The sequence below is a fragment of the Burkholderia sp. YHN3-13 genome (assembly GCF_055810675.1).
The window spans coordinates 48,228-71,454 of sequence record NZ_JBVVNQ010000002.1 but is presented as its reverse complement, the minus strand read 5'-3'; the positions used below and the strand labels follow the sequence as shown (position 1 = coordinate 71,454).

The window sequence follows — 23,227 nt, the reverse complement described above, 5'->3', positions numbered from 1 at the left end:
GGCGTTGGCGTTGGCGTTTCCGTTTCCGGCAGTGCGGCCGATCAGTCGAGTGTGCAGCCCGCGAGCATCCCGCCGTCGACGATGAATTCCGACCCCGTGCAATACGCGAATTCGTCGGACGCGAGGAACAGCACGAGGCTGCCCACTTCGTCGGGCTCGCCGATGCGCGCGGCATGGGCTGCGTGCCGATCGACGCGCTACCGTGCGGTCGGCCCCTTGACCGCCAGCCGCCGGCACACTGTCGCGAGCGCGAGCAGGTTCGGATCGCGTTCGTGGCGGTGCAGGAAGCTCAGGCCGATCGTCTGGCGGATCATGGGGCCGGCGAGCGGCACGAGCGCGATCTTGTGCGCGAACAGGTCGCGCACGCGGCCGGCTCGCCCGTCGCGCCCGCCTGGTATGTGCTGTTCGCGGCATCGTTCGGGCTGCTCGCGAGCGTGTTCATGCGCGACGGCGCGCCGTGCGTGGTCGCACGCTGGCAATTCCAGGGCGAACCGCTGAGCGCCAGGTAGCGGCCGGCGGCCGCGCCCCGGTGACCCATCGGCGCGGGCGCCGTGCCGGGTAGCGGCGCAGCCGATGGTTAGCATCGCGGGCGGCGGCCTACCGCGGCCGCCGCCCGGTCATTACGCTTGGGCGGTCATCCACTCCTTCCGGAAGGTCGCCATGTCCCGGCTCGACTACACGCTGCTCGGCCCCTGTCTGCTCGCCATCGCGCTCGACGCGATGGGATTCGGGCTCGTCTACCCGATGATGTCCGCGATCTTCAGCGATCCGCACGCGGGCATCCTGCCGGCCGACGCCGGCGCGCATCTGCGCAATTTCTATCTCGGTCTCGGCTACGGGATCTACCCGCTGTGCATGTTCTTCGGCTCGTCGCTGATGGGCGAGCTGTCCGATCGCTACGGCCGCCGCAGGATCCTGCTGCTGTGCGTGCTCGGCCTCGCGGCCGGCTACGCGATGATGGCGGCCGGTGCGTGGCACGCCAGCGTTGCGCTGCTGCTGGCCGGCCGCGGGCTCACCGGCCTGATGGCCGGCTGCCAGGGCATCGCGCAGGCGGCGATCACCGACCTGAGCACGCCGGAGAACAAGGCGTACAACATGAGCATCATGTCGCTCGCGTTCAGCGCGGGCGTGATCGTCGGCCCGGTGCTCGGCGGCGTCACGTCCGACCGGACGATCTCGCCGCTGTTCGACTACGGCACGCCGTTCGTGCTGGTCGCCGCGCTGTCGCTCGTCTGTGCGTGCTGGACCTGGGCATCGTATCGCGATTCGGCCGCGCCGCGCGGCGATACGCGCATCGATCCGCTGCTGCCGCTGCGGATCATCTGGGAAGCCGCGCGCCAGCGCAACGTCGCGTTCCTGTCGGTGGTGTTCTTCCTGATGCAGGTCGGCTACGGGCTGTACCTGCAGACCATCATGCTGCTGCTGCAGGCGAAATTCGGCTATACGAGCGCGCGGCTCGGGTTGTTCAGCGGCGTGATCGGCATCTGCTTCGTGTTCGGCCTGCTGTTCGTCGTGCGGCTGATGCTGCGCGTGTGGCGCGTGATCGACATCGCGAAGACGGGCCTGCTCGTCGCCGGGCTGGGCCAGATCCTGTCGGCATGGTTCCCGCACGAACCCGTGCTGTGGGCGCTCGCGATGGTCGTCGGCTGTTTCGACATGGTGGCGTACACGACCATGTATACGGCGTTCTCCGACGCCGTCAGCGAGGACCGGCAGGGCTGGGCGCTCGGCGTCGCGGGCTCGGTGATGGCTGTCGCGTGGGTCGTCACGGGCGCGCTGACCAACCTGCTGCCCGTGTTCGGCGAGACCGGTCTGCTGCTGATCGGCGGCGCGGGCTTCCTGCTCAGCTTCGTGATGATGGCCGCGTACGGGCGGACACGGCCGGGCGCCCGGAGGGCCGCGCTGTCGTAGGCGGCACGCACGTTGGCCCGATCCTGTCGGACGTTGTCCCGTGTGCGGCTGTCGCGCGAGGCCGCGCGGCCCGACACTGGCGCCTCGCGGCCGCGGAAGGATCGGGCCGCGTCCGGCGGCGCCGGCCGGCCCGGCGCGCCGTCTCGTCAATATGCGAACCAAAAGGAAGCGACCCATGCAACACCCGACCATCCGTACCCTGGCCGGCGCGACCGCGCCGACGTCGATCGACGCCGCCCGCAGCGCGCTGCTGGTGATCGATTTCCAGAACGAATACTTCAGCGGCCGCCTGCCGATTCCGGACGGGCCGCGCGCGCTGGGCAATGCGCGGCGCGTGATCGCGTTCGCCGACCGCGCGGGCATTCCGGTATTTCACGTCCAGCATGTCGATGCGGCCGACAGCCCGATCTTCGCCGACGGCAGCGACGGGTTTCGCTTCCACGCGGACCTGCAGCCGGCGCCGCACCACGCGGTCGTGAAGAAGACGTCGGTGAGCGTGTTCCCGACGACCGACCTTGACGCGCGCCTGAAGGCGGCCGGCGTCGACACGCTGATCGTCACGGGCCTGATGACGCATGCGTGCGTGGCCGGCGCGGCACGCGATGCGGTGCCGCTCGGCTATGCGGTGATCGTCGTCGACGACGCGTGCGCGACGCGCGATCTCGACGTCGCGGACGGCGGCACGGTGCCGCACCGCGACCTCCATCGCGCGACGCTGGCCGCGCTGTCGGACACGTTCGGCGACGTGCTGACGACCGAACAGGTCCTGGCGCTCGACGTCGCCTGACGACGGCGCGGGCCGGCGCTCAGTCGGCCCAGCCGGGCACCGCGTGCACGACTTCGCCGCGGAAGCACGTCTCGATCACGCGGGTTTGCGCGAACGTCTCGACCGGGTGCGCGAACGGATCGCGGTCGAGGATCGCGAAGCTCGCGTCCTTGCCCGCTTCGAGCGAACCGGTGCAGTCGTCGAAACGCAGCGCGTAGGCGGTGTTCACCGTGTAGGCCTCGAGCATCGTGAGCAGGTCGAGCCGTTCGTGCGGGTTCCACGGCGGGCTGTCGGGCTGGTCGATCAGCCGATGCGTGACACCCGTCTGGATGATCTGCATCGGGTCCATCGTGCTGACCGACCAGTCGGAGCCGGCCGCGAGCATCGCGCCCGCGTTGCGCAGGCTGCGGAACGGATAGTTGCGCGCGGTGCGCTCGGCGCCGAGCAGGTCGCGATAGAGCTGTTGCTGCTCCTCGCGGGCGGCCGTCCACAGCGTCTGCACGCTTGCGATCGCGCCGAGCCGGTTGAAGCGGCCCATGTCGGCCGGATCGACGAGCTGCAGGTGCGCAAGCTGCGCGCGCCGGTCGCGCATGCCGTTGCGGCGCTGGACATGTTCGAGCGCGTCGAGCGTCATGCGCACCGCGCGGTCGGCGAGCGTGTGGAAGTGCAGGTCGAAGCCGGCGGTATCGGCGAGCAGGCAGATTTCGTTCAGCGCGTCCTGGCTCCACAGCGCGAGGCCGCAGTCGTCGGTGCCCGCGTACGGCTCGAGCAGCGCGGCGGTTTTCGATTCCGGCACGCCGTCGACGAAGATCTTCACCGTGTGCAGGCGCAGGTTGTCGCGCTCGTATTCGCGGCGCCACGCGGCGAAGCGCTCGATCTGCTCGCGCGGGTCGCGGCGCGGGTTTGCGTAGAGCCCCGCGCTCATGTACGCCTTCAGGGTGCCCGCGCGCTGCGCGTCGGCATAGGCCTGGAGCTCGGCTTCGTCGACGCGTGCATCGAACCAGCCGGTGATGCCGTAGCCGTGCGCCATCGCGTGCGCCTTGGCGAGCGATTTCGGGTAGCCGGCCGGGCTCAGTTGCGGAATGAGCGGGCACACGCGGTAGAACGCCGCTTCGTGCACGACGCCGTTCGGCGCGCCCGAGGCGTCGCGCTCGATCACGCCGCCGGACGGATCGGGCGTATCGGCCCGGATGCCGGCCGCTTCGAGTCCCTTCGTGTTGAGGCAGCCGCTGTGCACGTCGAAGCCGACCACGAGCAGCGGCCGGTCGGGCACGATCCGGTCGAGCAGTTCACGGGTCGGATACGTGCCGAACGCGGCGAGGTTCGCGCCGCCGAGATAGACCCACGGCTCGTTCGGCGTCGCATCGGCGCACGCGCGGATACGCTGCAGGATCGTGCCGGGATCGTTGATGCCGGACAGGTCGAAGTCGCCGAGGATCTGATGGCCTTCGAGCGGGTGCACGTGACCGTCGATGAGGCCCGGCAGCATCAGCCGGCCGGCGAGATCGACCCTTCGCGTCGCGGGGCCGGCCAGCGGGCGGATGTCGTCGTCGCGGCCGACCGCGACGATCTTGCCGTCCCGGGTGGCGAGCGCCTGCGCGAAGCGGCGCTGCGCGTCGCCCGTGTAAAGCAGGCCGTTCAGATAGACGGTATCGGCGTGTTGCATGTGTCTCCTCCGGGTAGGGGATCGACGGGCGCGTGTCCGGCGGGCGGGCCGTGCGGCTCGTCCGGTCGGGTGCGCCTGGTCGGGGTGGAACGGGGTGAGAGGGGTTACGTGCCGGCGCCGCGTGGCGGCGCTGCTGCGCCGTGGCGAAGGTCGGCAACGGCTGCCGGAGCGTCATGCCGGTTTCGCCGACGGGCCCGTATCGGCGAATCGATGAGCGACGCGCTTGCGGCCGTGCAGGCCGGCGTCGATCCGGTAATCGGCATGCCGTGTCTCCGTGGTATCCGACGCGTTGCTGTCGTCGGGTGAGTCAGATACTAGGGGCGGGGCGGCCGGCTGTCTGTCGTCGTTTTGAGGACAACGTGCGACAAAGGCGGCGTTTACCGGCTGCGGTCTTCCTGCGCTTCGTCTTCGGTCACGCACCACGCGAACAGCCCGGCGCGGTTCGCGACGCCGAGCTTCGCGAGCGCGCGGCCGAGATAGGTGCGCACGCTGCTGGCCTTGAGCGCGAGCGTGTCGGCGATTTGCGGGACGGGCCGGCCTTGCAGCACCGCGCGGCAGACGAGCCGCTCGCGCTGCGACAGCGCCGCGCCGCTGGCCGACAGCCGTTGTTCGAAGCGCAGCAGCAGCGCGCCGTCGTCCGAGCGCGGCGTCAGGCGGGCGAGCCGCGCATGCTGGATCAGCAGCGGCAGCACGAAATCGCCGAGCTGCCGCAGCAGCGCCAGTTCGGCCAGCGTATAGGACGGCTGGCCGCGCCGGCGGAACAGCGAGAATGCATAGACATAGTCTCGCTCGCTGCCGAGCAGCGTGCAGTCCTCGCCGAGGTCGCCGAGCGCGAACTGGCGGCCGTACTCGGTCGCCGTGTCGATTTCGTCATTGCAGGAGAACACGAGCTGCGAATCGGTCGCGCGCTCGATATGCGGGAGCAGCGTGTCGTCGCGCCAGTCGCCCTGTGTATACAGATCGAGTGCGTGGCGCGTGCCGTCGGGATCGTCGCCGCCGGCGAAGAACAGCACGTCGACGCTGTTGACCGAGTGGGACGGCGCGTCGCGCCGGTAACGCGTCGCGACGCTGTAATGGGATTGCGGATCGACGGTTTCGCGCAGCCACGCCCAAAGCCGGGCGGGAAACTGCGGACTGCCGAGGCTGGCGACCAGGTCGCCGGCGTTGCTCAGGGAGATATGGGCGGGGTTCATCGTTGACACCGTCTTCGCGAACGGCCGCCTTGGCGGGCCGTGCTTCGCCTGCACCGGAGCGGCGGCGAAGCACGATTGTAGGGGACTTCGCGCGCGCAGGGCACCCGCGCTTGCCCGCCGCCCGCGCGTCAGAACATCGTGTTCCGGTTCGCGGCCGTTTCGGGCACCGGCTGGATCACGTCCCAGTGCTCGACGATCCTGCCGTCCTTCACGCGGAAGATGTCGACCACCGCTTCGCCGCGATCGCCCGGACGCTCGGTCGCGTGCACGTGCAGGTACACCAAGTCGCCGTCGGTCGCGCTGCGGACGATGCGTGCGCGCGAGGCGGGGTTCTTCTGGAATGCGCCGACGAAATACGACACGAACGGTTTCTTGCCGTCGGGCACGTGCGGGTTGTGCTGTTTGTAGTCGTCCGCGACGACGGCGGCGGCCTCGACCGCTTCATGCTTGTTGAAGAAGCGGTCGTAGAACGTCAGCACGAGCTGGCGGTTGGCCTCCTCGGCGGCCAGGTCGCGGGGAGCCGGGGCGGCAGCCAGCGCGGCCGCCGATGCGGCCAGCAACACGCATGCGGCAACGACGCGAGCGGGGGAGCGGAACGATGACATGTAGCGGTTTCCTTGTCTGACGGTTCGTGGATGCGCGCATGTGATACGCGACTGCGGGGGCGACGCTCGTGACGATCGACGACGGTCGGTCGCGCGAAACCGCCGGCACGCATGCCGGCCGATGCGCGGCGATCGGACGCAACGCATGCATCGTTACTGCGGCCGATACGGCGGCGCCGCGCCATCGTCATGTTTCGTTGAACTGGCGAATCCCGGCAGTTGTCGGGGCGATCGAATGGTACAGTTGCCGCGAACCCGTCACAAGAAGTCATCGCGGTGTGAACAGGTCACACCGCGATGACCATGCGTTGCCCGTGAAAGAGAGTCCAGTCATGCCGTTGCCGTCCGCCGACGAATCCGTCGAACTCGATCAGCCGTGCCCGATCCGCGATGTCCTCGATCGCATCGGCGACCAGTGGAGCCTGCTCGTGCTCGAGGCGCTGTCCGGCGGAACGATGCGTTTCAACGAACTCGGCCGCGCGATCGGCGATGTGTCGAACCAGATGCTGTCGCGTACGTTGAAGCGGCTCGAGCAGGACGGCTTCGTCAGCCGCACGCTGTTCGCCGAAGTGCCGCCGCGCGTCGAATATGCGCTGACCGAGCTCGGGCGCTCGTTCCTGACGCCGATGCAGGCGATGATCCGGTGGGCCGACGAACATCATCGCGCGATCTGCGCGGCGCGCCGTCGTGCGCGAGAACTGGACGGTGGCGGGCGTTGAGCGGAATGCACGGACCGTTGCGTCGATGCACGGCGTGCCGCGGAAGGTGCGCGATGGGGTGACGCACGGCCGAATGCGTTTGCATCGGCATCGATTGATTTCGTTATCCGAACGGTGCCGTCAGGATGAATGACCGGGACGATGCGTCGATGTATGCGTCGCGAAGGTGTCCGGGCGTGGGCGGGACGGTGCGTTGATGGCGGGCCACGCGTCCTGATGCGACGGCGCGAACGGCGCCGCTTCCCGCGTGCCGTCCGGCGCCGGACCGTCGTCGCCCGGCGCCGCGCGGCGGCCTATCGCCACGAGCCGTCGACGTAGACCCATACCGGCCCCTGGCGGCGCCAGTAGCCGGGTACCCAGCGACGTCCGGGGCGTCGTGCGACCCAGCGGCCGGACACCCATATATAGCGGCCGCGCTGCCAGCGCCAGTAGCCATCCGTCCATATATAGCCGTGCGGCCGGGGCGGCGGCGGCCGGCGGTCGTGCCGGGCCGCCGGCGGCGCGAGATGCGGGCGATCGTCGTACGGCGGCCCGCCGGGTACGCGGTTCGGGCCGGACGGCCGATACACGGGCGGTGCGGGCTGGGCCGAGGCGGCGCGCAGCCAGCCGGTCCCGGCAAACGCGGCGGTCAATCCGATGGCGCGCAACAACGAGCGTCGATTCATGGCGTGTCCTGTGCAGTATTGAAGGCTGCCTTACATTAGCCTGCCGGTACGCCCGCCGGGTTACGTGAGCGGTTAAGGCTGTTACTGCGTGTCACGGCAGGCGCAAACCGCCTGTTCCTTTCTGCCGGCTGACGGGGATGTCGCCCGCGACGCGGCCGCCGCATTCTGTTTACCGATGGTTGCCAGTGTTTTAGGCGCCCGACGCCTGAAGATCGAGATCAAAGCAGGTAAAAATTACTGTTTTGGGGCGCTTGGCCGGATCCGTTTGTTGTTTCTATGCAACCGTCAAGACGATGACATGTAAGAATGGTGCGATGAAGGCCTCCAAAATGCTGTCGTCAAGAGGTCAAAAACAAGCGTTAAAACAAATACTTATGACTAGTCCCCACTTTCATTATTTCTAGTTCTGGAAAAGCTTATTTCTTTATTTGCGGATCGCTCCCCTAGGGTACACCCCTAAACTCACGGTTCCCAAACGGGCAACTATCCGGGCGTGGCCAGCAGGACCGATGGCACTCCCGGGCGGTTGAAGACCGTTTATGAACAAGGTCGCGAGACCTGCCTCTTTTTAGAAGGGAGCTCCACGAATGAACAAGACTCTGATCGTTGCAGCAGCTGCAGCATCGTTCGCTACCGTCGCTCACGCGCAAAGCAGCGTCACGCTGTACGGCGTGCTGGACGCAGGCATCACCTACCAAAGCAACGTCCAACCGGCACTGGGCCAAGCTGGCAAGTCGCGTTGGTCGATGGGTTCGGGCATTGACCAGAGCCGTTTCGGCCTGCGTGGTTCGGAAGACCTCGGTGGCGGCCTGAAGGCAATCTTCACGTTGGAAAGCGGCTTCAACATCGGTAACGGCCGCTTCGCGAACGGCAACGGCGGCATGTTCAACCGCCAGGCTTTCGTCGGCCTGTCGAGCCAGTACGGCACGGTCACGCTGGGCAAGCAGTATGACGCAACGCAAGACTACCTGGCGCCGCTGACGGCAACGGGCTCGTGGGGCGGCACGTACTTCGCGCACCCGCTGAACCTCGACCGTCTGAGCACGAACGGTGACGTCGCACAGAACAACACGATCAAGTACACGAGCGCGAACTACGCTGGCCTGCAATTCGGCGGTACGTACTCGTTCTCGAACAACACGAACTTCGGCAACAACCGTGCATACAGCGCGGGCGCTGCATACCAGTTCCAAGGTCTGAAGCTCGCAGCTGCATACTCGCAAGCGAACCTGGGTGACGGCACGAACGCAAACGGCGCAACGTCGTCGGCGATCGGTGGCATCGCTAGCCAAGGCCGCGTCCGTACGTACGGCGCTGCTGCTGGTTACGCATTCGGCCCGGCGCAAGTCGGCGCAGCGTGGACGCAAGCGCGTCTCGACAACAATGCTGTTGGTGTGAGCACGCTGCGCACCGACAACTACGAAGTCAACGCAAAGTACAACCTGACGCCGGCTCTCGGCCTGGGTGCTGCTTACACGTACACGAACGCGAAGATCAACAACGGCAGCACGCACTGGAACCAGTTCGGTCTGCAAGCTGACTACGCACTGTCGAAGCGTACGGACGTCTACGCACAAGCTGTGTACCAGCGCGCAGCGAAGAACGGCATCGGCGCATCGATCTACAACGGCGACGTCAGCACGCTGCCGAGCTCGTCGATCAACCAAACCGCAGCAACGGTTGGTCTGCGTCACCGCTTCTAAGCGTGACGGCGGGGTAACCCGCTTCGCAGCATCAAAAAAGGCGCCTTCGGGCGCCTTTTTTTGTCTGCGGAATGTGATGTCGACGATTCGCGTCGTCCGGATGCAAAAAAGCGAGGCGCGTGCCTCGCTTTTTTCGTTGTGCGTCGATGTTGCGCGCGGCACTGGCCGCCGGTGACGTCAGCGCGTGTACTCGCCGTTGGCTTCCGGCTGGAACACGATCGCGGAGACTTTCATCTGCTTTTCGGCGCCGCTCGGCTGCATCACCTTGACCATCTGGCCACGCTGCGTGCCCAGCAGCGCCATGCCGACGGGCGAGAAGACATTCAGGCGGCCGAGTTCGAGATTGGCGGCGTCCGGATAAACAATCGTCCAGGTCGCCTGTTCCTGGGTCGCTTCGTCGAGCAGCGTGATCTGCGAGTTCATCGTGACGACATTGGCCTTGATGGCGTCGGGCTGCACGATGTCGGCACGCTCGAGCAGCGTGTCGAGCATGGTCTGGAAGCGCGGGTTCTGTTCGGCGTGCTTCTCGAGGCGAGCAACGTCGAGTTCGGTCAACTGGTAAAGGCGTTGTTTCATGGCAGTTCTCCAAATGATCGGCAAGGGCAGGCGTGGCGTGCCTATGGGGATCGCCCGGAGCCTGTCTGACCTGGCTCCGGGAGGAGACCGAGCCGTCAGATCAGGCGCCGGGCAGGGGCGAGCGGTGCCTGGGCCGTGCGTCGAGCGAGGGGATGCGCCGGATGGCCGGCGTGCGCGCGCACGCCGGCCGGGCCGGACGGCGAAACCGAAAGGAGCGTGAGCGCGTACATGGTGGATGGAATATCGGCTGGCGATTAAAACCTTACGATTATACAACACAACCTTCGGGATATGTGATCCGGCTGTTGGCGTTTCGTCAGCGATTGTTGTGCATATAACGCAAGTTGCGCGGGCTGTGTGCGGAAATATTTGGTGATTTTTTCCAAAATTGCAACGCTGTATGTTCCAACTAAGGGTTTCCCCTTGGAGTGACGCGCACTACACTGGATTCATTCGCTTCAGACAGGGTCCTGCCGAGGCGACGTCAAAAGAGAACATATTCCGGAGGTAAATCATGAAGTCGATCATCTACGCAGCCATCGCCGCATCCGTCCTTGCCGCACCGATCGCATCGTTTGCACAGTCCGAACAGGGGCTGACGCGCGACCAGGTCAAGGCCGAACTCGTGCAACTCGAACAGAACGGCTACAAGCCGCTGGCGAGCGATGCGCAGTACCCGAGCAACATCCAGGCAGCCGAACAGCGGATCCAGCCGAACCAGCCGATGCTCGCGCAGGCCGATACGAGCGGCTACGGCGCCGTCGCGACGGGCGCGGGCCAAGCCGGCCGCCGCGTGACGCGGGAAGCACCGAATCCGGTGAATTCGGTCTACTTCGGCAACTAATCGAACGTCCCCGGTCTGCCCGAGCGCACCATTCAAACGACGAGACGCGCGCCGTTTGCGCGCGTCGTTCGCCCGCTGGAGCAGAACCTCCGTCGCCGCATGTCGGCGGCTTTCCGCCCAGACGCTGACGCGTTTGGGCCTTTTTTGCTGCGCGGATCAGGTCGAAGCGACCGGCGTGCCGTGAATGTAGTGTTCGAGCTGGCTGATCGTGAACTGCTGATCGGCGATCACGCTCTTCACGAGGTCGCCGATCGAGATGAGGCCGACCAGCTTGCCGCCGTCGAGGACGGGCAGGTGGCGCATCCGGTGCTCGGTCATCAGCGCCATGCACTCGTCGGTGGATTGCGACGGTTCGACGTAGCGTACCTTCGCCGTCATGATTTCCTCGACGCGGGTCGCTTTCGACGAGCGGTCCTGCAGGACGACCTTGCGCGCGTAATCGCGCTCGGTGACGATACCCGCGATGTCGTCGCCGTCCACGACCAGCAACGCGCCGATCCCCTTTTCCGCCATCAGCTTGATGGCGTCGTAGACGAAATCGGTCTTCGTGACGGTGTAGATCGTGCGGCCCGAATCAGGCTTGGCCTTGAGAATCTGCGCGACAGTCGTGCTCATTCGCTTTCTCCGTGTGCAGGTCGATACAGGGAAGGCAGGGCGTTGGTGCGCGACACCCGTTGAGCCCAGTATAGCCGGGCGCGCAGTGGCAGTCGCGTGACGTTTCCAGATTAGCGGTAAACTCCCGTCACGCACTATCCACACAACTCCTACATTCCTGAACGTTTCGATTCAATTCATGATGTCTTCGCGTCCCCAATCGCCCGCGCCGGGCAATGACCAGGCTGACGAGTGCGTGACACTCGTCGCCACCGCGTCGCTGCCTACGCGTTACGGTACGTTCAAGTCATACGCGTTTCGCGTATCGGGCAGCGATGCCGAACATCTTGCGCTCGTGATGGGCGACGTGGCCGGCGAGCAGTCGGTGCTGACGCGGCTGCACTCCGAATGCCTGACCGGCGATGTGTTCGGCTCGTATCGCTGCGATTGCGGCGAGCAGCTCGACCTTGCGTTGCGCTACATCGCGGCGGAAGACCGCGGCGTGCTGTTGTACCTGCGCGGTCATGAAGGGCGCGGGATCGGCCTGAGCAACAAGATCCGCGCGTACGCGCTGCAGGAGCAGGGGCGCGACACCGTCGAGGCGAACCTCGACCTCGGCCTGCCCGACGATGCCCGCGAATACGATTCGGCCGCCGCGATCCTGCGGATCCTCGGCGTGACGTCGGTGCGGCTGATGAGCAACAACCCGGAGAAGTTCGACACGCTCGCGAAGCACGGCATTCCGGTCTGCGAGCGCGTGGCGCTGGCGGTGCCCGTGCGCGAGGAAAACGAGCGTTATATCCGCACGAAGCAGACGAAATTCGGGCATTACTTCGAGGAAAACGAGTAATCGCGATGGGCGCACCCGTGCCCGTTTCTCGTGGTTTGTTCCATCGATCGTCGCGCCCAGACGCGACGATCGAGCTTCCTCCTTCGTCAGCCGCCCCGCCTTCGGGTTCGTGACGTCACCAGCGTTCCGCTGCCGTCCGTGCGATCCTCATCACCCATGTCCATCCTCTCGAAGATCGAAACCGAACGCCTGATGCTGCGTCGCTGGCGTGCGTCGGATGCGGGTGCGCTTTCGGCGATGCATGCCGATTCGGACGTGATCGCGTGGCTCGCGCGCGGCCCGATGTCCGTCGACGAGGCGAGCGACCTCATCGCGCGCTTCGACGCGCATTTCGATGCACACGGTTTCGGCGTGTGGGCGGTCGAACGTCGTGCCGACGCGACGCTGATCGGGCTTTGCGGTCTGTCGCATGAAGCGCGTGCAACCCATCCGATGGCGCCGTGCGTCGAGATCATGTGGCGGCAGGCGCGCCACGCCTGGGGGCAGGGCTACGCGCTCGAAGCGGCTGCCGCCGCGTTGGCCGACGGGTTCGGCCGGGCCGGGCTCGGCGAAATCTTCGCGTGGACGGCCGACACCAACGTGCGGTCGCGGCGTGTGATGGAGCAGCTCGGCATGCTGCGCCAATCCGCGCGCGACTTCGATCATCCCGCGTTGCCGGACGGGCATCCGCTGCGGCCGCACGTCGTGTATGTCGCGCGCGCCGGCGGCGTTGCCGGCGCGTAACGGCTCACGCGTCTCCGCGTGTCAGCGCCACGTGCCGTTCTGCAGCACGATTCGGTAGCCGTCGGCATCCTCGAAGGTCTGGCCGGATATTTCCCAGTACGGATTGAACGACGTCACGGGCATGAAGCCATGTGCGGCGGCGCGCTCGCACGCGGCTTCCCATTCCGGTCGATCGGGCAGGTAGAAGACGATCAGGTCCTCGGGTGTGGGCGACGGCGCGATCGGATGATCCGGGCAGTGCGTGAATTCGAAGTGATAGTCGAGACCGTCACGTCCGAGCATCACGCCGGAAAAGCCGTCGTGATCGTCGAAACGCGCGAGGACCGACAGGTCGAGGGCGTCGCGATACATGCGCTCGGTGCGGGCGAGGTTGCTGACCGGGCGGGCAATACGCAAGTGGGCGTGCAAGATGACCTCGGCGAAGGGTGGCGGGCCCGGTCAATGATAAGCGGACCGATCGGGATTGCGTGAGGCGAGCGGATCGTGTCGCGGCGCATGCTCGTCGTGTCGAACGATATCGATTCGTTTCGGCCAAACGAAGCGGAGGGGCGACTCCCGACTCGCTCAAGATACAACAAACATGACGCTTCAGATTCAGTGTGTGCACCGCGGCCGCCGCATGTCTGCGGAGCCCTCAAATCCCGGCCTTCCGCAGCAGCCTGCTGTTCGACGTGCGAATTCGTGCAGGTCGGACGGGAGATGAGGAATGAGTAAGCCCGATCTGCGTCGGCCGGTTGCCGGACCTTATCGCCAATCGCGATGGGCGGCCGGACTGGAGGCCGTCTTTGGATGGGTGGCCAAGGGCACGTTGGTACTGGCCGGGCTGGCGATGGTCGCGTTGATGGCACTGACGGGTGACGTCGGCGCCGTGACGGACCTGCCGTCGACCAGGAAGGGTTGGCTATACCTGTTGTTGATCCTGGTCGTGGCGCTTGCGCTGATATTTACGGTGTATCACTACTGGCTGCACCCGGCCGGCGCACGTCCGGCGGGTTAGCCGGAACGGAGAATGATGTGGCCCCGAGATCCGCGCAGGCAATAAAAAAGCCCGCTACTTGAGCGGGCTGAATCCATGTTTGGAGACATGGAGGAGACAGACGTCAATTTAAGGGAAAACCCGGACGTTTGCAAGCGCTAGTTGTATCCATGCAACTGGCAGCCGCGTGATCCATTCACATGCCGCCGGCCCGCGCATGTGCCGCAAACGCGCCGAACCGCTCCTGCGCGACGGGCAGCGCGTACTTGTCGCGCATTTCCGTCTCGATCCATGCACAGGCCTCGCGTGCGCAGTCGGTCAGCGCATGCCGCGTCGCATGGCCGTCGATGTCGTAGACGAAGCGTACGCCGACCTCGTCGTCGGCCACCTGGCGCTCGAGCTGATTGAGCTGCAGTTGCGGCCCGTGCTGCTGCGACAGCGCGCGCAGCTCGTCGAAGTGATATTCGAGCCAGTCGGCAAAGAACAGCGCGTCGCTGTGGCACGGCAGGCGAAAGGCCGTGCTGCGCGACGGGCGCGGGGCGGCCTCGCCGGCCGGGGCGAGCGGCGCGCTGTCGGCGGCGCGGGTCGTATCGACGGGCGCCAGCGGGTGCCGAATGTGCCGGTACGGTGCGCGATCGCGCAGCGCATGCCACAGCAGCTCGTCGCCGGCGGCGCCGGACGGCTGCATCGTCAGGTCGTGCTGGCCGCCTCCGGCCGGGGCGGTGCCGCGAATCACGAGGCGCAGTGAGCAGAGCGGCTCGTCCGCGACCAGCAGCGTCGCGGGGCGCGGCAGCCCGCAGACGAGCGGCGCGGCGCCGGCGGCGCGAAACACGAGCCCGCGGCGGTCGAGCCGCACGAGCGGCAGCGGCCTGGGAAACGACGGATAGGCGACCGCAATGCGGGCGCCGCCGGCGCTCGTCAAGCCGGGCATCATCGCGCGAAAGACCTGAGACTGGTCCACGTTGGTTCTCCTTCGTTACGATGCCGCCCGGACGGACACGCGCGTTCCGGCTCAGGCGGCGATGGCTTGCCGGGTTGCCTGCCCCGGCTCGATTCCTAGCGCGGCAAACGTTTGCGGATCGATGTCGATCCAGCACGCGACCACCAGACGACCGTCCACCTGTTTCGGCGGGCCTGCACGGTGCGCGTGAATGCCGATCCGGCGGAACAGCCGCTCCATGCTCGCGAACGTCACGCCGATCAGCTGGCGCGCGCCGAGCTGCGCCGCGCATTCGACGACCGCGGCCAGCATCGGGCGCACGGCCCACTCGGCGTTGCCCGGGCCGCCTTCGTCGTCGGTCGCCGCGAACCTGGACAACTCCCAGACGGCGGCCGATTGCGGCAGCGGCATGTCTTCGGCGATCAGGTCGGCGAACAGCGACTTCAGCAGGTACGGGCGCGTAGTGGGCAGCAGGCGCGCGCATCCGCACATGTCGCCGCCGGCGTTCCTCGCGAACACGTAGACGGTATCGTCGCGATCGAACTGGTCGCGCTCGAAGCTTTCGTTCGCCGACGGAAGCGCCCAACCGAGCTGTTCGACGAATACGCGGCGCCGATAGCGCCCTAGATCCGCTGCAAGTTCGTGTGGCAACCGCCCTTCCTCGTGAACGAAGGTCCGCATGGTGTCCTCGGATCTGTGCTTTTGTATGCGTGCATTACATCGCGCGGCACGAGGGGGCTGTAACTGGTAACTCTTACAGGGTGGCGGCCCAAAGGCGCCATTTGCGGCGTGGTAACGGTTTCTTGATCGACGGGATTGAAAACTGGACGGCTTTTGCTTATAAAGAGCGCCAGTCTTGCGAAATGATCAGAGGAATGCGCGGCAGGTTGTCACTGGAGCGTGGGACCGGCATGATAGGCGTCGTTGCGACCGAGCACGGCCGACGCGACCGCGGCGGGCCAGTCCATGCCGGCAAGTCGCGCGGCGAGCGCGGCGGCCGTGCGGACCATGCCGATGTCGGCGCCGGTGGCATCGACGACCATCACGTTGCTGCGGACGTCGCCGCCCGCGATCACGAACGTGCCCGTCGCGCGTTCGAGGTACCAGTCCCAGCCGACCGTCACGTAAGGGGCGCCGGCGCCGGCCGCGCGGTGCCATTCGGTGTAGCCGGCGAGGCGTGCGTCGATCGCGCTGTCGCGCAGTTCGGCCAGCAAGGATGCGTCGAGGCCGCTCGAGACATGGTCGAGTGCAAGCACGGCCAGTGCGTCTTTTGACAGGCGTACGTAGCCGTCCGGGGACGGGCCGGGGACCGGGTGCAGCAAAGGTGAGGTCATGCGCGGAATGTATCAGCCTCGAACGGGTGCTGGAACCTGACAAGTATGACAGCGTGACGTTGTCGGAGAACGAATGGAACTGCGCTGGCAGGATGCCTATCAACAATTCAGCGCCGCGGAAGACGAGCAGCAGCTCTTCCAGCGGATCGCCGCCTATTCGAGGCGGCTGGGATTCGAATACTGCTGCTACGGCATTCGCGTACCGCTGCCCGTATCGAAGCCGTCGGTCGCCATCTTCAATACCTATCCCGACGGCTGGATGGCGCACTACCAGGCGCAAAACTACATCGAGATCGATTCGACGGTTCGCGACGGCGCGCTGAGCACCAACATGATCGTCTGGCCGGATGTCGACCGGATCGACCCGTGCCCGCTGTGGCAGGACGCGCGCGATTTCGGGCTGTCGGTGGGCGTCGCGCAGTCGAGCTGGGCGGCCCGCGGCGCGTTCGGCCTGCTGAGCATCGCGCGCCATGCCGACCGGCTGACGCCTGCCGAAATCAATATGCTGACGCTGCAGACGAACTGGCTCGCGAACCTGTCGCATTCGCTGATGAGCCGCTTCATGGTGCCGAAGCTGTCGCCCGCGGCGGGCGTCACGCTGACCGCGCGCGAGCGCGAGGTGCTGTGCTGGACGGCCGAGGGCAAGACCGCGTGCGAAATCGGCCAGATCCTCAGCATCTCGGAGCGGACGGTCAACTTCCACGTCAACAACATCCTCGAGAAGCTCGGCGCGACCAACAAGGTCCAGGCGGTCGTGAAGGCGATTTCGGCCGGGCTCATCGACGCGCCGTGACGCAGGCGAGGGCGGCGCCGGATGCGGCGGCCGCCACGCCGCTCACTCCATCATCGGTTCCGCTTCCTTCGCGGTCCAGCTCACGCTGGAAATGCTCTTCTCCATGCTCATCCGGCTCGCGATCTGTTCGAGCTTCTGCTGATCCTTCGGATGCAGCTTCAACGTCGCGGTCACCTTCAGCCGGTCCGGCTGATCGGGTACGTCCTCGCTCGTCAGGCTCTGGAACGACAGCGGCTTCGCGTACATCGCGTTCGACAGCAGCGTGCGGATGTGCACTTCGTCGGCGGCCAGGCAGATCACCGTGATCTGGTATTCGCGCACGAGATCGGCGTTCGAGACGGGCGTCGCGTTGATCGCCTGGCTGACACCGCGCAGCACGGTATTGGTGAGCAGCACGACGCCGGTGCCGGCCAGTGCGGGCACGTAATGGCCGGAGCCGGCCAGCACACCGACGGCGGCCGAGCACCACAGCGTCGCGGCCGTGTTGATGCCCTGGATCGAGCCCTTGTCGCGCATGATCACGCCGCCGCCGAGAAAGCCGACGCCCGACACGACGTAGGCGGCGATCTGCGTGACGCCCGCGACGCCATTGCCGGTCAGTACGCCGAGCGTGACGAACAGGCACGCGCCGCTGGCGACGAGCGTGATGGTGCGCAGGCCGGCCGTGCGCTGGCGCATCTGGCGCTCGAGGCCGATGGCGACGCCGCAGGCGAACGCGGTGAAAAGACGGAGTGCGAAATCGAAAGTCATGGTTGTCCTGCCGTGCAAGAAGCGCGCGCCGGCCGTCGTCGCCGCGGCGCAAGGCCATGGGCGACGCGTGGACGGCCGTCATCGCGCGGTACTGTACCGCGCGAATGCGTCATTCAGTGTGTAACGGGGGGCGTGCGGGCTCGCGGAACGCGAGCCGGGGCAGGAGAACTGCGTCGGACAGGCGTTCAGGCGGCAAGCGGCGCACGCAACGGAGTGCTGCAACTGTCCACGATGGTTCCTGAAGGAAGAATGGGCGGCATTCTAGTGGGCGGCGCGCGCAGGCGTCAACCGCCTTGCGGCGGCCGTGCTACTGCGCGGCGCCGATCGTGCCCGTCGCGAGCGCGAGCGCGGCGGCGGCCGATAGCGCGCCGGCATAGCTGTCGACCTCCGCGTTTCGGGCCGCGAGCAGCTGGCTCTGCGCGATCGTCGCATCGGTGACCGAGCCGACGCCGTTGCGGTACGCGGTCAGCGCCGCGTCGTAGCTGGTCTGCGCGGCATCGACGAGCGCCTTGGCCGCGTCGTGCGACGCGAGGCTCGTCTGCACCGCGTTCTGCGCGGCGACGACCTGCCGCACGGCTTCCTCCTTGGTCCGCGTGAGGCGCGCGGACGCGCTTTCCGCATCGTTGCGCGCCTGCATCAGCACGGCCGAGCGCAGGCCGCCGTCGTACAGCGGGATCGTCACGCCGAGAAACACGCCGCCGCCGTAGCGGCTGCCGTTCAGGTTGACGGTCGGCGCCTGGTCGCCGATCGCCGGTAGCGCGGAAATGGCCGTGCCGCCACTCGCGTATGACGTCGACGCGGACAGGAAGATCTTCGGCATGAACGCGGCTTCGGCGGCCTTGATCTTCGCGCGATTGGCCTTTTCGAGCGCGAACGCGCCCTGCAGGTCGGGGCGGCGCGCGATCGCATCCGACACGATCGCATCGACCGACGAGCCGAGCGCGGGTGGCAGCGGCCGCTTCGGCAGCGCGGCGATCGTCGGCTTCGACAGCGGCGAGATGCCGAGCGCGGAGACGAGCGCGAGGTAGCTGTCGCTTTCCGCGCCGTTTGCCTGGACGAGCGCGAGGTTCGCCTGCGCGCGGTTCTGCGTCGCCTGCGCGAGCTCGACGACCGTGCCGACGCCGTGCTTGAGCCGCGCGCGCGCCGCCGCGAGGATCGCGTCCGCGTTCGCGAGACCCTGCTGGGCGCTGACGGCGCGCGAGCGCGCGGCTTCGTAACGGTAGTACGAGACCGTCACGTCGTGGATCACCTGCTGGTGCACGGCCGTGAACGCGACGTTCGACGCGATCGAGGCCTGTTCGGCCGCTTCGACGCGCGCCGCGCGGCCGCCGAAATCGAACAGCAGCCATTGCAGCGACAGCGCCGAAATCGTGCCGTGCACGGTGGTGTCGCTCGACGAATCGCCGAGGATCGTGGACGTCGAGCCGTGGCTCGTCTGGTACGCGCCCATCGCGGTCGCCGACAGGCGCGGCAGGTAGGCGGCCTTGGCGAGGCCGACCGCGAGCGCCGCATTGCGTGCGTCGTTCCATGCGATGCGGGTGAGCGGGTTCGCCGATTCGGCGAGATCGATCAGCTCGGGCAGCGTGTACGGATGCGCGGCATCGAGCACGGCCGGCGGCGAGACCGACGCGAGCGCCGGCGACGCGGGCAGCGTGTAGTCGTGCGCGCCTGGCGCGGACGCGCGCGGCGGGCCCGGCACGATGTCGCCCGCGGCCGACGTTTGCGGCTGCCACGGGCGGTCGGATGCCTCCGGCGCCAGGTCGATCGACGACGTCGCGCAACCGGCCAGTGCGACGGCGGTCGCGAGGGCGGCTACGGCGATCGAGGCGGCCGGCGGTTCAGGTCGACGCATGGGGGGCAGGCTCCTTCGGTGTGGCTGGACGGGCGGCGTCGGCGATCTGCGCGAGCCGCGTGTCGATCAGGTTCAGCAGCGCGTCGCGTGCGGGGTCGGTGGGGGCGGCGCCCGGCGGCGCGGCCGAGGGTGCGCGGGCGTCCGGACGGGGCACGGCGTTGTCGCCGCCCGGTTCGGTCACGCGCGCGAGTTGCGAGTCGATCGCGATGTCGCCGGGTTGGCGTTCGGCGAGCAGGAACAGCGGGCCTTCGAGCGCGCCGAGTTCCGCGAGCGCGCGCCGCCGCGTGGCCAGCCACGTCGCGGCCGGTCGGACCCACGACGGTTCGTAATGGACCAGGCCGAGCTCCTGCGTGATCGCGCCATGGCGCGCGAACGCTTCGGCCGCGAGTGTGCGTCGCTCGGCCGGCTGCGCGATCCGCGCGATCCGCCGCCACTGGTCGAGCAGCGCGGCGAGCGCGACGTCGATCTGCTTGCCGATGCTGACGGGCCAGATGCGCGTGAACACGAGATACACGACGACGTTGCCGAGCAGGATGCCGATCGTGCGGTCGCGCGCGATCGTCAGGTCGAAGCCGGGGCCGGCGCCCTGGATCACGCACAGGAAAAACGCGAACGCGATCTGGAAACCCGCGTACGCGATGCGCGGCGAGCCGAATGCGATCCACGCGGACAGCCACGCGCCGGCGAACACGAGCGCCATCAGGTGGCCGACCGACGACAGCGCCGGCACGACGAACACGAGCGCGGCGGTGCCGAGCAGCGCGCCGACCATGCAGCCGACGATCCGCAGCGTGAGCTTCTCGACCGTTTCGGCCGTCGAGCCGAGCGACACGATGTAGCAGGTGACGACGCAGGTATGGATGCCCGACCAGTCGAGTTGCGAGTACAGCAGGTAGCAGAAGATCGCCGCGGCGGTCGTCTTCAGCGCATAACGGATGTGGTCGGGATTGGTGCGGGCGTCGGGCAGGAAGAAGCCGCCGCGTGCGGCCGGCGCGGGGGCTTCGGGTATGGCGGCAGGGGCGGCGGCCGCGGCATCGGCCGTCGCGCCCGGCTCCGCGAAACGCGTGATCGCGGCATGGAGGTCGGTCGCGGCGATGCGCGCGAGCGGCGGCAGCGCGTCGGCGGGCGGCAGCGCGAGCGTCACGTCGACCGGGTAGCCGCCGCGTTCGAGAATGGCGGCCATGTCGTCGAGCGTCGCGGCGATCGGCGCGGCGAACGCATCGGGCAGCCGTGCGTCCGGTTCGCGATCGGCCAGCGCGACGCCGACCATCAGCGCGGTGCTCGACGCGATGGCCTGCCGCAGCGCCGCGACGTCGGCGGCGCTCGACGAGCCTTCGAGTTTCGACAGCTTGAGCCACGTGAGCAACTGCTTGTCGCCTTCGCGCAGGCTCGCGTCGAACGCGGCGCGTGCATCATCGCCGCCGCGCAGTCGTCGCGCGGCGAGCCGCAGCCGCTTCGCGAGTTGCGCGTGCAGGAGCTTGCGCGGCGACGGCGCGATCAGCAGGTTGACGACGATCGCCACGCCGACGGGGATCGCGATCGTCAGCCAGATATAGAGCAACGCGCGCGTCGCGGCCTCGCCGAACGGCGCGAGGCCGAGCTGGTCGAGCCCGAAGCCGACGATCATCGCGAGGATCGCGCCCACCGGGCGCAGCTTGCTGGCGGAAGTCAGATAGAGGAGGGCGACCGACAGCACGGCCATGCAGGCGACCCGCAGGATCGAATAGTCGATGCTGAAGATCGCGATGCCGAGCACGAGCCCGATCACGATCGTGACGATCAGCAGCAGCGCGGCCGCGAGCACGATGCTCGTCACGCGGTCGGCGCGGATCATGAAGAACACGACGTACGCGGACAGCGCGGCTTCGGGCGTGCCATTCGCGGCCGTCACGAGCGCGGTCAGCGCGCAGATGAGCGCGACGCGCACGGCGATGGCCGTGCGCCCCGGAAACGGCGCGAGCAGTCGCAGGACTTCGCGCGGGCCCGGCGCGCGAACGTCAGCGGCAGGCAGTGCCATGCCGGACCTCGACGATCGCGCTGGCGCCGACGCGTACGAGCGCGGCGTCGGGCTCGTCGAGCTTCACGCGCACCGGGAAGCGCTGCGCGACGTGCACCCAGTTCACCGAGTTCTGCACGATCGGCAGCGAGCGCGGCAGGTTGATGCGCGCGCTGTCCGCGATGCCGGCGCCGATGCCGACGACCTTGCCCGTCAGCGGGCGGCTGCGGTCGATCATCGAATAGACGGTGGCGCAATCGCCGACCGCGATGCGGCTCAGCGCCGTCTCGCGGAAGTTGCCGACGGCGAACCATTCGCGCGCGTCGATCAGCGTGAAGATCGACTGGTTCGGCGCGAGGGTTTCGCCGGCGAGCACGGTCAGGCCCGTCACGAGCCCGTCGTGCGGCGCGCGCACGACCGTATCGTCGAGTGCATGCTGTGCGCGTGCGAGCGCGGCTTCGCGCGCATGCAGCGTCGCGATCGCGTCGGCTTCGTCGCCGATCGTCCGGGCCGATGCGTGCTGCTGTTCCTGCGCCTGCGCGAGCGACACGGACGCGTCGCGCTGGCGGACCTTCGCCTGGTCGAACTGCTGCGCGCTGACGTAGCCCTGCGCGGCAAGCGGCGCGAGGCGGTTCACGTCGCGCGTCGCGAGATCGTAGTTCTGCGTCGCGCGCTTGACCTGCTCGGCGGCGACCGCCGCGTTCGAACGCTCGCCGATCAGCGAGCGGCGGCGCGTGTCGAGCGATGCGCGCGCGAGTTCGACGTCGGCCTGCGCCTGCGCGACCGACAGCCGATACGGCACGGGATCGATCTCGTACAGCAGGTCGCCCTTCGCGACGCGCTGGTTCTCGTGCACCGCGAGTTGCACGATGCGGCCGCCGACCGGCGATGCGACGTGCACGACGTCCGCGTCGATCGACGCGTCGTCGGTGGACGGGTAGGCCGTCGTGCGGTAGTACGCATACACGAGCGCGGCGATGCCGAGCGCGACGATCGCGAGCGCGATCACGCGGCCTTTCACGGACGGGCGGGGGAGTCCGGCGGCCTTCATGCGAACGGCCCCGTGCCGGTGAGCCAGACGATCACGGCGACCACGAGCCCGATCGCGGTGCAGACGGCGAGCTGGTAAGGCACGGTGGCGGCCCAGCCGGTCGCGACGAACACGCGGTGCGCGACGATCGCGCCGATGACGCCGACGATCGCGCTGACGAGCCAGAGCGGGAAATACGCGCCGAACAGCACGTACGACGGGGCGCCTCGCGACGCGCAGCCCGCGAGCGGCAGGGCGGGCGCCAGGGCGGCGGCAACGCGCAGGGGCGCGCGCGGCATTGTTTTTCTCATGGTGTGACGAGCTCGACGTTGGGGGTGGATGCCGGGCGCGGTGCAATGCGGATCGTCGCCGCGACGACGATTCCAGGGTACGGAGCCGATCATAAATCAGCGCGATGCGGATCGCCAGCCATCCGGCGCGCGTGCACGGCACGGGCGGTGCGCGCTCGCGGACGCGCCGACGGTCGTGCCGGTCCGTCCGGCCGCGCGTTTCCGCAACGACGGCTGGCCCGCCGCGATTCTGCCAGTGCACGCTCGCGTAGGGTTGCTAACGGACTGTAAAGGATCGTCAGATGAAAGAAGGGAGGCGCTTTTGCCATGCCGATGCAGGGCAATGACGGTGGAAACGATCGATTGCTGCCTGACCGTACGCGAATCCGGCCGGCTATCGCGTGAAGCCGCGCGGCCCTCCACCCGCGGCCGCGACCGGTCGTCACGGCCG

General features: G+C 67.7%; 24 protein-coding genes and 3 pseudogenes. 10 read left to right on the top strand and 17 right to left on the bottom strand.

Annotated elements, in window-relative coordinates; translation table 11 throughout:
- Positions 1–41: 41 nt before the first annotated feature.
- Positions 42–173, bottom strand: a pseudogene (locus AC0KUR_RS05250) (SDR family oxidoreductase); the annotation flags it as partial.
- Between the two features lie 24 nt (positions 174–197).
- Positions 198–371, bottom strand: a pseudogene (locus tag AC0KUR_RS05245) (LysR family transcriptional regulator); the annotation flags it as partial.
- Here AC0KUR_RS05245 and AC0KUR_RS05240 point away from each other — a divergent pair.
- The 3 genes and pseudogenes from AC0KUR_RS05240 to AC0KUR_RS05230 form a co-directional block, all read left to right on the top strand.
- Positions 357–509: pseudogene (locus AC0KUR_RS05240) on the top strand (MFS transporter); the annotation flags it as partial. The pseudogenes AC0KUR_RS05245 and AC0KUR_RS05240 sit on opposite strands and share 15 nt — an antisense overlap.
- A 151-nt stretch (positions 510–660) precedes the next feature.
- Positions 661–1,911, top strand: coding sequence for an MFS transporter (locus tag AC0KUR_RS05235; protein ID WP_473375486.1), 1,251 nt, complete (start codon positions 661–663; stop codon positions 1,909–1,911).
- Between the two features lie 175 nt (positions 1,912–2,086).
- Complete coding sequence (locus AC0KUR_RS05230) at positions 2,087–2,698, top strand: cysteine hydrolase family protein (protein ID WP_034189928.1); 612 nt, start codon at positions 2,087–2,089, stop codon at positions 2,696–2,698.
- Positions 2,699–2,717: 19 nt separating this feature from the next.
- Here the strand turns inward: AC0KUR_RS05230 and AC0KUR_RS05225 are convergent, their stop codons facing one another.
- The 3 genes from AC0KUR_RS05225 to AC0KUR_RS05215 all read right to left on the bottom strand — a co-directional run bounded on the left by AC0KUR_RS05225 (position 2,718) and on the right by AC0KUR_RS05215 (position 6,141).
- Complete coding sequence (locus AC0KUR_RS05225) at positions 2,718–4,343, bottom strand: amidohydrolase (protein ID WP_034189927.1); 1,626 nt, start codon at positions 4,341–4,343, stop codon at positions 2,718–2,720.
- Positions 4,344–4,720: 377 nt separating this feature from the next.
- The gene (locus AC0KUR_RS05220) at positions 4,721–5,536 is read right to left on the bottom strand and encodes a helix-turn-helix transcriptional regulator (protein WP_226104071.1); all 816 of its coding nucleotides are present in this window, start codon (positions 5,534–5,536) and stop codon (positions 4,721–4,723) included.
- Between the two features lie 128 nt (positions 5,537–5,664).
- On the bottom strand, positions 5,665–6,141 hold the full coding sequence (locus AC0KUR_RS05215) for a nuclear transport factor 2 family protein (RefSeq protein ID WP_034189925.1): 477 nt from the start codon (positions 6,139–6,141) through the stop codon (positions 5,665–5,667).
- A 332-nt stretch (positions 6,142–6,473) separates the two neighbouring features.
- On the opposite strand from AC0KUR_RS05215, the gene AC0KUR_RS05210 reads away from it, so the two are divergent.
- The gene (locus AC0KUR_RS05210) at positions 6,474–6,860 is read left to right on the top strand and encodes a winged helix-turn-helix transcriptional regulator (RefSeq protein ID WP_034189924.1); all 387 of its coding nucleotides are present in this window, start codon (positions 6,474–6,476) and stop codon (positions 6,858–6,860) included.
- A 293-nt stretch (positions 6,861–7,153) separates the two neighbouring features.
- Here the strand turns inward: AC0KUR_RS05210 and AC0KUR_RS05205 are convergent, their stop codons facing one another.
- Positions 7,154–7,525, bottom strand: coding sequence for a YXWGXW repeat-containing protein (locus AC0KUR_RS05205; protein ID WP_034189923.1), 372 nt, complete (start codon positions 7,523–7,525; stop codon positions 7,154–7,156).
- 587 nt (positions 7,526–8,112) lie between these two features.
- On the opposite strand from AC0KUR_RS05205, the gene AC0KUR_RS05200 reads away from it, so the two are divergent.
- On the top strand, positions 8,113–9,228 hold the full coding sequence (locus AC0KUR_RS05200; RefSeq protein ID WP_034189922.1) for a porin: 1,116 nt from the start codon (positions 8,113–8,115) through the stop codon (positions 9,226–9,228).
- A gap of 177 nt (positions 9,229–9,405) precedes the next feature.
- Here AC0KUR_RS05200 and AC0KUR_RS05195 read toward each other — a convergent pair whose 3' ends face one another.
- Positions 9,406–9,804, bottom strand: a complete 399-nt coding sequence (locus AC0KUR_RS05195) for a GreA/GreB family elongation factor (protein ID WP_034189921.1) — start codon at positions 9,802–9,804, stop codon at positions 9,406–9,408.
- Positions 9,805–10,318: 514 nt separating this feature from the next.
- Between AC0KUR_RS05195 and AC0KUR_RS05190 the strand changes: the two genes are divergently transcribed.
- On the top strand, positions 10,319–10,648 hold the full coding sequence (locus tag AC0KUR_RS05190) for a DUF4148 domain-containing protein (protein WP_034189920.1): 330 nt from the start codon (positions 10,319–10,321) through the stop codon (positions 10,646–10,648).
- Between the two features lie 156 nt (positions 10,649–10,804).
- Here AC0KUR_RS05190 and AC0KUR_RS05185 read toward each other — a convergent pair whose 3' ends face one another.
- On the bottom strand, positions 10,805–11,263 hold the full coding sequence (locus AC0KUR_RS05185) for a CBS domain-containing protein (RefSeq protein ID WP_034189919.1): 459 nt from the start codon (positions 11,261–11,263) through the stop codon (positions 10,805–10,807).
- Between the two features lie 178 nt (positions 11,264–11,441).
- Here AC0KUR_RS05185 and ribA point away from each other — a divergent pair, with 178 nt between their 5' ends.
- Positions 11,442–12,092, top strand: coding sequence for a GTP cyclohydrolase II (ribA, locus tag AC0KUR_RS05180; RefSeq protein WP_034189918.1), 651 nt, complete (start codon positions 11,442–11,444; stop codon positions 12,090–12,092).
- Positions 12,093–12,248: 156 nt separating this feature from the next.
- Positions 12,249–12,815: a GNAT family N-acetyltransferase gene (locus tag AC0KUR_RS05175; protein ID WP_124610023.1), complete on the top strand. Its 567-nt coding sequence runs from the start codon at positions 12,249–12,251 to the stop codon at positions 12,813–12,815.
- A 21-nt stretch (positions 12,816–12,836) separates the two neighbouring features.
- Here AC0KUR_RS05175 and AC0KUR_RS05170 read toward each other — a convergent pair whose 3' ends face one another.
- Entirely contained in the window at positions 12,837–13,223 is a 387-nt protein-coding gene (locus AC0KUR_RS05170; RefSeq protein ID WP_034189916.1) for a VOC family protein, read from the bottom strand.
- 298 nt (positions 13,224–13,521) lie between these two features.
- Between AC0KUR_RS05170 and AC0KUR_RS05165 the strand changes: the two genes are divergently transcribed.
- Positions 13,522–13,812, top strand: coding sequence for a hypothetical protein (locus tag AC0KUR_RS05165; RefSeq protein WP_059557577.1), 291 nt, complete (start codon positions 13,522–13,524; stop codon positions 13,810–13,812).
- A 175-nt stretch (positions 13,813–13,987) separates the two neighbouring features.
- Here AC0KUR_RS05165 and AC0KUR_RS05160 read toward each other — a convergent pair whose 3' ends face one another.
- The 3 genes from AC0KUR_RS05160 to AC0KUR_RS05150 form a co-directional block, all read right to left on the bottom strand.
- Positions 13,988–14,752, bottom strand: a complete 765-nt coding sequence (locus tag AC0KUR_RS05160) for a hypothetical protein (protein WP_063830158.1) — start codon at positions 14,750–14,752, stop codon at positions 13,988–13,990.
- 51 nt (positions 14,753–14,803) lie between these two features.
- Positions 14,804–15,412 carry an acyl-homoserine-lactone synthase gene (locus AC0KUR_RS05155; protein WP_049035377.1) on the bottom strand — a complete coding sequence of 203 codons (609 nt, stop codon included), beginning with the start codon at positions 15,410–15,412 and terminating at the stop codon, positions 14,804–14,806.
- A gap of 209 nt (positions 15,413–15,621) precedes the next feature.
- Positions 15,622–16,065, bottom strand: coding sequence for a DUF4902 domain-containing protein (locus AC0KUR_RS05150; protein WP_034189912.1), 444 nt, complete (start codon positions 16,063–16,065; stop codon positions 15,622–15,624).
- Between the two features lie 73 nt (positions 16,066–16,138).
- Between AC0KUR_RS05150 and AC0KUR_RS05145 the strand changes: the two genes are divergently transcribed.
- Positions 16,139–16,858 (top strand): autoinducer binding domain-containing protein, encoded by a 720-nt coding sequence (locus AC0KUR_RS05145; RefSeq protein WP_034189911.1) that lies wholly within the window; start codon positions 16,139–16,141, stop codon positions 16,856–16,858.
- Between the two features lie 42 nt (positions 16,859–16,900).
- On the opposite strand, the gene AC0KUR_RS05140 is transcribed toward AC0KUR_RS05145, so the two are convergent.
- The 5 genes from AC0KUR_RS05140 to AC0KUR_RS05120 all read right to left on the bottom strand — a co-directional run bounded on the left by AC0KUR_RS05140 (position 16,901) and on the right by AC0KUR_RS05120 (position 22,797).
- Positions 16,901–17,608 carry an MgtC/SapB family protein gene (locus tag AC0KUR_RS05140; protein ID WP_006483946.1) on the bottom strand — a complete coding sequence of 236 codons (708 nt, stop codon included), beginning with the start codon at positions 17,606–17,608 and terminating at the stop codon, positions 16,901–16,903.
- Between the two features lie 307 nt (positions 17,609–17,915).
- Positions 17,916–19,460, bottom strand: coding sequence for a TolC family protein (locus AC0KUR_RS05135; RefSeq protein ID WP_175027931.1), 1,545 nt, complete (start codon positions 19,458–19,460; stop codon positions 17,916–17,918).
- Complete coding sequence (locus AC0KUR_RS05130; RefSeq protein ID WP_473375485.1) at positions 19,447–21,477, bottom strand: FUSC family protein; 2,031 nt, start codon at positions 21,475–21,477, stop codon at positions 19,447–19,449. Before AC0KUR_RS05130 ends, AC0KUR_RS05135 begins: the two co-directional genes overlap by 14 nt.
- Positions 21,458–22,507 (bottom strand): multidrug transporter subunit MdtN, encoded by a 1,050-nt coding sequence (gene mdtN / locus AC0KUR_RS05125; RefSeq protein ID WP_034189908.1) that lies wholly within the window; start codon positions 22,505–22,507, stop codon positions 21,458–21,460. The genes AC0KUR_RS05130 and mdtN overlap by 20 nt, the downstream gene beginning before the upstream one ends.
- Complete coding sequence (locus AC0KUR_RS05120; RefSeq protein WP_034189907.1) at positions 22,504–22,797, bottom strand: hypothetical protein; 294 nt, start codon at positions 22,795–22,797, stop codon at positions 22,504–22,506. The genes mdtN and AC0KUR_RS05120 overlap by 4 nt, the downstream gene beginning before the upstream one ends.
- Between the last annotated feature and the right edge of the window lie 430 nt (positions 22,798–23,227).